This is a genomic window from Paramagnetospirillum sp., assembly GCF_058402745.1.
In genome coordinates this window covers 40,651-47,153 of sequence record NZ_JBZVFI010000005.1, presented here as the reverse complement: position 1 = coordinate 47,153, position 6,503 = coordinate 40,651, and the positions used below count along the sequence as shown (strand labels likewise).

Sequence of the window (6,503 nt, the reverse complement as noted above, 5' to 3'; positions counted from 1 at the left end):
TCCATGTTCCAGTCGCAGCACCCAGGGGCCGTAACGGGTCAGCAAGGCACCGTCCTTCATCACCGCATAGCTGGCGAAGGGCTTGCCGCCGCACTCCACGCGCAGGACGGCGACCTTGTCGCCCAGGCCCGGCCAGTCCGGCGCGGCGGCGCCGGTTACCGCCGCCAGCGGCGCATGGTCCCGGCCGTAGCGCGGCGACGGGCAGACGCGTCCGGCGGCGTCGCCGGCCCGCTCCGCCTCCATGGAGACCGGCTGGCCGCGCGGGGCGGAACCGCCATCGCTCACCGCGCCCGAGGCGAAGGCGTCGGTGACGATCCAGGTGCCGTGATGCCAGGCTTCCCCCTCCATGGGCTGGGGCGAGGCGGCGCAGCCCCCCAGCAGGGCCAGGGCGCCGAGGGAGGTGATGGCGAGAACGGGCCGACGGGACATCGTCATCTCACATCACGTCCAGCAGAAGCTTGCGGCGATTGAGCGGCTGAACCGGGCGGGCGTTGTTGGGAAACAGCCTGGCGAAGGCCGCCAGCTGCTCGGCCGAGGCGGTGATGGCCTGACGGTAGACCACCCACTGCACCACCTCGGAACAGGGCGGCGTGGTCAGCGATCCGGCGTAGCGGAAGGTCACCGGGTCCCGGGGCAGCAGCATGGAGGGATCGAGCATGGCCGGCGCCGTGGCCGTCTCGCCGCCCTTGGACGGCATCACCTGCCAGATGGCCTCCAGCCGGGTGGGGGGTGCCCTTGGCGATCATCACGCCGAGCACCGCCAGTCGCCATCGGCCGCCTGTGGACGAAATGGCATTCCATGTCGAAGAACGCCCCGTCCACGCTGTGCTCGCTGGGATGATGGAAGTGGAACTGCAGCAGGTCGAAGGACTTGCCGTCCAGCATCAGAGTGCCGCCGCCGGCGCAATCCACCTGGATGGTGTGGCCGTTGTTCTGGACGCGCAAGGAAACCGGCCGCCAGGCGGTCATGGGATCGCCGATGATGGCGGCGACGGGCCGGGTGAGATCCACCGGCGATTGCTCGCGCCCCATGGAACAGGCGGCGTATTCCGGCGACAGCGTGCCCATTCCTTGGGGCCGCCATGCCCGCCATAGGACCAATGGGCGCCCTCGGCCGCCACCGCCCCGGCAATGGAGCCGCCACAGGTTCCGCACAGGCAGGCGGCGGCGCCGGCCCCCCTTAGGAATGAACGACGATCCATCAAAGCCCCTCCCGTCAAACCACTTGGACGAAAAGGCTATCGCCAAAGTCGATCGCCGTCACGCCTCCAATTCGGGACGCCCGGAGAACAGCTCCAGGGCTTCCGGATTGGCCAGGGCCTCCTTGTTCTTGACGGAACGCCCATGCACCACGTCGCGTACCGCCAGCTCGACGATCTTGCCCGACTTGGTGCGGGGGATGTCGGCCGCCCTGGACGATCTTTGGCCGGCACGTGGCGCGGCGTGGTGTTGTCCTTGATGCGGCTCCTGATGCGCGCCTCCAGCTCCGGCGACAGCTTCAGCCCGTCGCGCAGCCGCACGAACAGCACCACGCGGACGTCGCCCTGCCCAGTCCTGGCCGATCACCAGGCTTTCCAGCACGTCGTCGATCTGCTCCACCTGACGGTAGATCTCGGCGGTGCCGATGCGCACCCCGCCGGGATTCAGCGTGGCGTCCGAGCGGCCGAACACGATGATGCCCCCGGTTTCGGGGTTCACCTCCACCCAGTCGCCGTGCGTACCACACGCCGGGGAACTTCTCGAATAGGCGGCGCGGTATTTGGCGCCGTCGTCGTCGTTCCAGAATCCCACCGGCATGGAGGGGAAGGCCCTGGTGCAGACCAGTTCGCCCTTCTCGCCCGCCAGCGCGCGCCCGTTCTCGTCGAACACCTCCACCTTCATGCCCAGGCCCGGCCCCTGGATCTCGCCCCGGTACACGGGCGCGAGCGGATTGCCCAGCATGAAGCACGAGATGATGTCGGTTCCGCCCGAGATGGAGGCCAGCTGCACGTCGGCCTTCACCTTGGCGTAGATGTAGTCGAAGCCCTCGGGCGCCAGCACCGAGCCGGTGGAACAGATGGTGCGCACGGTCTTCAGGGAATGGGTCCTGGCGGGCTCGAGGCCCATCTTGGCGATGGCGTCGATCCACTTGGCCGAGGTGCCGAACAGGGTCATGCCCTCGGCATCGGCCAGATCGAACAGGATGTTGCCGCCCAGATGGCTGGGATTGCCGTCATAGAGAAGACAGGGTGGCCTCGGCCCCCAGGCCGGCCACCAGCCAGTTCCACATCATCCAGCCGCAGGTGGTGAAGTAGAACACCCGGTCGCCGCGCTTCACGTCGCAATGCAGCCGGTGCTCCTTCAACTGCTGGATCAGGGCGCCGCCCGCCGCGTGGACGATGCATTTGGGCGCACCCGTGGTGCCAGAGGAATACATGATGTAAAGGGGGTGGTCGAAGGGCAGCCGGAGGAACTCCACCGCCTTGGCGGCGAAGGGCGCCAGGAAATCACCGAGATGCGCCGCCTTGGGCAGGCCCGATATGTCCGCCGCCTCCCTCGTGTAGGGCACCACCACCACCCGCTCCAGCGAGGGGATGCCCGGCACGATGGCGGCCAGCTTTTCCAGGCAGTCGTGGCTCTTGCCGGAATAGAAATAGCCTTCCGCCGCCACCAGCACCTTGGGCGCGATCTGGCCGAAACGGTCCAGCACGCCCTGGACGCCGAAATCGGGCGAGGCCGAGGACCAGATGGCGCCCAGGCTGGCCGCCGCCAGCATGAAGGCCACCGATTCCGGCATGTTGGGCATGTAGCCCGCCACCCGGTCGCCCACCCCCACTCCGGCGGCGGCCAGCGCCTGCTGGATGCGCGACACCAGGGCGTGGAGCTCGGCGAAGGACAGCCGCCGCCTGACCTTGTCCTCGCCCCAGAAGACGATGGCGTCGCCGTCGTCCGCGCGGCGCAGCAGATTCTCGGCGAAGTTCAGCCGGGCCTCGGGAAACCACCGGGCGCCCGGCATGCGGTCCGCGTCGTCCACCACAAGCGCGCCCGGCCCGTCGCCGACGATCCCCGCGCTCTCCCACATCAGGGACCAGAACTGGTCGGGCCGGTCCACCGACCAGCGCCACAGCGCCCGGTAATCGGCCGCCCCGGTCCGGAAGCGGGAATCGGCCTCGCGCATGAACCGGGCAAGCGCCGAAGCCTCGGTACGCTCCTTGGACGGTTGCCACAGCAGAACGGACATGCTACCTCCACCCTTTACGATCACTCGTTCGTTTTACCGCGAAGACACGGACTCGCCAAGGGCGATCTCGTGGTAACTACCTAGAGACACGACACAATTCGCCTCAATCAGCCCCTGGAGCTATGGGTGAAGTCGTAGCATAATCGTCGGCCATCAGATCGAGGAATTCGAGCATCCCATGAATGTTTCCATCTCCACCAGGACGACACCCTGACCGTCCGCCTCGACGGGACCATGGACTATACCGCCACCAGCCTGATGAACGGATTGATCTCCGACATCAACTCCATTTCGGCGTCGCGGGTCATCTTCGACCTGGCCAAGGTGGCGCGGGTGGATTCCGTCGGCCTGGGGATGCTGCATCTGGCCAAGGACGAGATCGTCGGCAAGGGACGCCACCTCACCCTGCGCGGCGCGGCCGGCAGCGTGCGGCGCCTGTTCGAGCTGACCGACGGCGGCGCCAGCTTCGATTTCGAATAGCCGCCGGCCGTGGTGCTGCGCCTGCTTCTGGCGGTCGGCGGACTGCTCGCCTTGTGGTGGGCGGTGCGCTGGTGGTCGAAGGCCCCGCCCGACCGGGCGAAGAAGGCGCTGATCGGCGCCATCCTCGCCGCCCTGGTGATCGGCGGCATCGCCCTGGTCATCACCGGCAAGCTGGCCGGGTTGTTCGCCATCCTCGCCGGATTGTCGCCCTGGATCGGCCGGGCCATGCGCCTGCATCAGCTGTGGCGGGCGTTCCGCCGGATGACCGGGGGCGCCGCCGCCGCCGGCGCCACGCCGCCGCCCGCCGCCCCGCCCGCCGACACCGCCATGACCCAGGCCCAGGCCTACGAAATTCTGGGCCTTTCCCCCGGCGCCACCCCGGACGAAATCCGCGAGGCGCACCGCCGGCTGATGCGCGCCAATCACCCCGACGCCGGGGGATCGACCTGGATCGCGGCGCGCCTCAACCAGGCCCGTGACATCCTCCTGGGATAAATATACAGGGGCAAACCGTTGCTTCCGTCGCGCGGGCATGGCAAAACATGCCGCGACCGAAACAAGGCGCGGCTGCGCGCGCCGGTGGTCGAGACAAAGCTTCAGGAGTGATCGATGACTCGTCGAGTCCGCAAGGCCGTGTTCCCCGTGGGTGGCATGGGCACCCGCTTCCTGCCCGCCACCAAGGCGATGCCCAAGGAAATGCTGCCGGTGGTGGACAAGCCGCTGATCCAGTACGCGGTGGAAGAAGCGGCGGCGGCCGGCTGCGAGCACTTCATCTTCGTCACCGGCCGCGGCAAGAACGCGCTGGAGGACCATTTCGACCACAACCCCGAGCTGGAGCGCATCCTCAAGGATCGCGGCAAGTTCGATCTGGTCGAGGCGGTGACCTCGTGGATGCCCAAGTCGGGGCAGATTTCCTACACAAGGCAAAGCGAACCCCTGGGCCTGGGTCACGCCGTGTGGTGCGCCCGCGATCTGGTGGCCGACGAGCCCTTCGCCGTGCTGCTGCCCGACGACCTGATCCTCTCCAAGACCGCCTGCCTGAAGCAGATGGCCGCCGTCCACACCGAGGTGGGCGGCCACGTGGTCGCCGTCTCCGACGTGCCGCGCGAGCACACCAAGCGCTACGGCATCCTGGACGTGGAGCACGACAACGGCCGCCTGGCCCGCGCCAAGGGCCTGGTGGAAAAGCCCGACCCCGAGGTGGCGCCCTCGACGCTCTCCATCATCGGGCGCTACATCCTGCATCCGGCGGTGTTCGACGTGCTGGACAAGAAGGAAAAGGGCGCCGGTGGCGAGATCCAGCTGACCGACGCCATCAGCCAGACCATCGGCATGGTCCCCTTCCACGGCCTGCGCTTCGAGGGCACCCGCTACGATTGCGGCGACAAGGTGGGCTGGCTGGAAGCCAACCTGGCCTTCGCCCTGGCCCGCGACGACATGGCCGAGGCCGCCCGCGATCTGATCACCCGTTTTCACGGCTAAGGACTAAAGCGTCATGCGCATCGCCATGATCGGCACCGGCTATGTGGGCCTGGTGTCGGGAACCTGCTTCTCGGAATTCGGCATCGACGTGGTCTGCGTCGACAAGGACGCCGGCAAGATCGAGAAGCTGCACCAGAACATCATGCCCATCTACGAGCCGGGCCTGGACGACATGGTGGCCGCCAATGTGGAGGCCGGCCGCCTCAGCTTCACCACCGACCTCAAGGAAGCGGTCAAGGACGCCGACGCGGTGTTCATCGCCGTGGGCACGCCGTCCCGGCGCGGCGACGGCCATGCCGACCTCTCCTACGTCTACGCGGCGGCCGAGGAAATCGCCGACGCCATGACCGGCTACACCGTGGTGGTCACCAAGTCCACCGTGCCCGTGGGCACCGGCGACGAGGTCGAGGCCATCATCCGGAAGCGCCGCCCCGACGCCCGGTTCGACGTGGTGTCCAACCCCGAGTTCCTGCGCGAGGGCTCGGCCATCAACGACTTCATGCGCCCCGACCGCGTGGTGATCGGCACCGAATCCGACGCCGCCCGCAAGGTGATGAGGCAGCTCTACCGCGTGCTCTACCTGATCGAGACGCCCATCGTCTTCACGTCGCGGCGCACCTCCGAGCTGATCAAGTACGCCGGCAACACCTTCCTGGCCACCAAGATCACCTTCATCAACGAGATCGCCGATCTGTGCGAGAAGGTGGGCGCCGACGTCCACGACGTGGCCAAGGGCATCGGCCTGGACGGCCGCATCGGCAAGAAGTTCCTGCATCCCGGCCCCGGCTACGGCGGTTCGTGCTTCCCCAAGGACACCCTGGCCCTGGTCAAGACGGCGCGCGACTTCAACGCCCCCCTGCGCATCGTCGAGACGGTGGTCGCCGTCAACGACGAGCGCAAGAAGCAGATGGCCGAGCGCGTCACCGCGGCCTGCGGCGGGTCGGTCAAGGGCAAGACCATCGCCGTGCTGGGCCTGACCTTCAAGCCCAACACCGACGACATGCGCGACTCGCCGTCGCTGGACATCGTCAAGGCCCTGATCGAGGCGGGCGCCACCGTCAAGGCCTTCGACCCCGAGGGCATGGAAGAGGCGAAAAAGCTGCTCCCGGCCTCGGTCGAATACTGCAAGGACGCCTACGCCACCATGCCGGGCGCCGCCTGCGCGGTGATCATCACCGAGTGGAACGAGTTCCGGGCGCTGGACCTGAAAAAGGTCAAGTCCCTGCTGGCCCAGCCCGCCATCGTCGACCTGCGCAACGTCTACGCGCCCGACGAGATGGCCGAGATGGGCTTCGCCTATACCAGCATCGGACGGCCGTAG

The 6,503-nt window shown here is 67.8% G+C and carries 6 protein-coding genes and 2 pseudogenes; 4 read left to right on the top strand and 4 right to left on the bottom strand.

Translation table 11 applies throughout. The features are described from left to right. The 4 genes and pseudogenes from ACV4UZ_RS03790 to ACV4UZ_RS03775 all read right to left on the bottom strand — a co-directional run. A pseudogene (locus tag ACV4UZ_RS03790) lies at window positions 1–429 on the bottom strand (hypothetical protein); the annotation flags it as partial. A gap of 7 nt (window positions 430–436) precedes the next feature. Then, window positions 437–697, bottom strand: coding sequence for a carbonic anhydrase family protein (locus ACV4UZ_RS03785; protein ID WP_491599600.1), 261 nt, complete (start codon window positions 695–697; stop codon window positions 437–439). After that, window positions 697–1,068 (bottom strand): carbonic anhydrase family protein, encoded by a 372-nt coding sequence (locus ACV4UZ_RS03780; RefSeq protein ID WP_491599597.1) that lies wholly within the window; start codon window positions 1,066–1,068, stop codon window positions 697–699. The genes ACV4UZ_RS03785 and ACV4UZ_RS03780 overlap by 1 nt, the downstream gene beginning before the upstream one ends. Window positions 1,069–1,260: 192 nt before the next feature. Next, a pseudogene (locus ACV4UZ_RS03775) lies at window positions 1,261–3,220 on the bottom strand (acetoacetate--CoA ligase). A 234-nt stretch (window positions 3,221–3,454) separates the two neighbouring features. Here ACV4UZ_RS03775 and ACV4UZ_RS03770 point away from each other — a divergent pair. The 4 genes from ACV4UZ_RS03770 (at window position 3,455) to ACV4UZ_RS03755 (ending at window position 6,503) form a co-directional block, all read left to right on the top strand. After that, a complete protein-coding gene (locus ACV4UZ_RS03770; protein WP_491599596.1) occupies window positions 3,455–3,700 on the top strand; it encodes an STAS domain-containing protein in 246 nt (81 codons plus the stop codon). Window positions 3,701–3,712: 12 nt separating this feature from the next. Beyond that, on the top strand, window positions 3,713–4,195 hold the full coding sequence (locus ACV4UZ_RS03765) for a DnaJ domain-containing protein (protein ID WP_491599042.1): 483 nt from the start codon (window positions 3,713–3,715) through the stop codon (window positions 4,193–4,195). Between the two features lie 114 nt (window positions 4,196–4,309). Continuing rightward, window positions 4,310–5,182, top strand: a complete 873-nt coding sequence (gene galU, locus ACV4UZ_RS03760) for a UTP--glucose-1-phosphate uridylyltransferase GalU (protein WP_491599043.1) — start codon at window positions 4,310–4,312, stop codon at window positions 5,180–5,182. A 13-nt stretch (window positions 5,183–5,195) separates the two neighbouring features. Next, entirely contained in the window at window positions 5,196–6,503 is a 1,308-nt protein-coding gene (locus ACV4UZ_RS03755) for a UDP-glucose dehydrogenase family protein (protein WP_491599044.1), read from the top strand.